Genomic DNA, 2,512 nt, shown 5'->3' with positions numbered 1-2,512 from the left:
AAATGATATTTAGTAAATAAAGCTTTAGCATATGCTAAGGCTTTTTTACTTGAAATTTATTTCAAACTGGATAAATTTACTTAACTTAGTGGTATAATATATAAAGAATTATACTAATAATATAGAAAGGAAATAAAATGAAGAAAATATCAATACTAGGATCAACAGGATCAATCGGAAAACAAACACTAGATGTTGTAAGAGAACATAAAGATAAATTTGAAGTAGTAGCAATATCTGCAAACAGCAGTGTAGATTTATTGTTAGAACAAATAAAAGAATTCAAACCAAAATACGTAGCAGTATACAATGAAGAAGCATCACAAAAGCTAAAAGCAATGATACCTTCAGATATAAATATAGAAGTACTATCTGGAATGGAAGGACTAAAAACTATATCATCACTTCCAGAAATAGATGTACTTTTAACTGCAATAGTAGGAATGATAGGACTTGTTCCAACATTAGAAGCAATAAAGCACAAAAAAGATATAGCACTAGCTAACAAAGAAACATTAGTATGTGCAGGAAAGCTTGTAATGAGTGAAGCTAAGAAAAATGGAGTTAAAATACTTCCAGTAGATAGTGAGCACAGTGCAATATTCCAATCTTTAAATGGAGAAAACTACAAAGAAATAGAAAAAGTAATATTGACTGCATCAGGTGGACCATTTAGAGGAAAGAAAAAAGAAGAACTTTTAAACGTAACTAAAAATGAAGCACTAAAACACCCTAACTGGTCAATGGGAAGAAARATAAGTATAGATTCATCTACACTTATGAACAAAGGACTTGAAGTAATAGAAGCAAAATGGTTATTTGATGTAGAAGTTGATCAAATAGATGTAGTAGTACACCCACAAAGTATAGTACACTCTATGGTTCAATTTAACGATAGCTCAGTAATAGCTCAACTTGGATGTCCAGACATGAGACTTCCTATACAATATGCACTTACATATCCAGAAAGATTTGAAAATCAATTTGAAAGATTAGACTTAACTAAAATAGCAACACTTACATTTGAAGAACCAGACTTAGAAACATTCCCATGTCTAAGCCTTGCATATGAAACACTAAAAATGGGAGGTACATATTCTGCAGTACTAAACAGTGCAAATGAAGTATTAGTTGAAGCATTCCTACAAGACAAAATAGGATTTTACGATATACCAAAATACATACAGAAAGCACTAGATGCACATACAAGTATAGAAGACCCAACACTAGAAGAAATACTAGAAGTAGATAGATGGACTAGAGAATACGTAAAAGATTTAMKAAATAAGGGAGGTTGTAAAGTGACTATAATAGCCGCAATAATACTATTTGGTATAATAGTATTCATACATGAACTAGGGCATTTCCTATTTGCAAAAAAAGCAGGAGTAAAAATACACGAATTTTCAATAGGTATGGGACCTAAAATATATAGCAAACAAAAAGGAGAAACTAAGTACTCACTAAGACTTTTACCACTTGGTGGATATGTTAGTATGGAAGGTGAAGATGGAGAATCAAAGGATCCTAACTCATTTGGAGCAAAAACTGTTCTTCAAAGAGCAAGCATAATATTTGCAGGACCATTTTTCAATATAATATTAACTATATTACTTCTTATACCTGTATTTTCATATATGGGTACTCCAAGTAATAGTAATGTATTAGGTCAAGTTTTAGAAAATACACCTGCAATAGAAGCAGGACTTAAGCCTAATGATAAAATAATAGAAATTAACGGAAATAAAATAAACAATTGGGAAGATATAGTAAATAACATACAGGGTGAAAACTTAAAAACATTAGAGATAAAAGTAGAAAGAGACAACACTACTAAAGATATAACTGTAACACCAGAAAAAAATGAAGAAGGTAAATATGTTATAGGAATAACACCAGTATACGACAAAAGTATATTAAAATCAGTACCAAGAGCTTTTATAGCAACTTGGGATATGATAAAACAAATGTTACTATTTGTAGTTCAACTATTTACAGGAACAGTACCTGGTGGATTTGAAAACTCAGTAGCAGGACCTGTAGGAGTTATAAGTATAGTTTCAGATGCAGCTAAGGTGGGTATAATAAACGTTGTGTATATAGGAGCAGTAATAAGTTTAAACTTAGGTATACTTAACTTACTTCCAATACCAGCACTTGATGGAGGAAGATTATTATTCTTACTTATAGAAGCAATAAGAGGTAAGAAAATGGACCCTAACAAAGAAGGAATGATACACACTGTAGGTCTTATGTTACTTATGGGATTTATGCTATTTGTAACATACAAAGATATAGTAAAACTGTTTTAATTAAAATATATCACTTAATAAATAACTTAAAGACAAAAACAAGCAATGGATGTATCTTTATAATTATGATACTTCAAAAACTGTGGATAACMTGTGTACTAAAGTAATATCAATGTATCTAGAAAAGAAAAAATGACATTTTGAGCAACGGATGTATCCGAAGCGGTAGCGAGGATATATCGTTGGCGATATGAGCGAAG

General features: G+C 30.8%; 1 protein-coding gene and 1 pseudogene. Both read left to right on the top strand.

Annotated features, from left to right (window positions below; translation table 11 throughout):
* Positions 1–137: 137 nt before the first annotated feature.
* A pseudogene (locus G3997_RS11720) lies at positions 138–1,280 on the top strand (1-deoxy-D-xylulose-5-phosphate reductoisomerase); the annotation flags it as partial.
* Positions 1,281–1,301: 21 nt separating this feature from the next.
* Positions 1,302–2,312: an RIP metalloprotease RseP gene (gene rseP, locus G3997_RS11715; protein WP_296649458.1), complete on the top strand. Its 1,011-nt coding sequence runs from the start codon at positions 1,302–1,304 to the stop codon at positions 2,310–2,312.
* Positions 2,313–2,512: the final 200 nt, after the last annotated feature.

Source organism: Romboutsia sp. 13368, from assembly GCF_018336475.1.
GTDB lineage: Bacteria > Bacillota > Clostridia > Peptostreptococcales > Peptostreptococcaceae > Romboutsia.
Note: the sequence above shows the minus strand (reverse complement) of the source record. Positions and strands in the feature narration are given on the sequence as shown.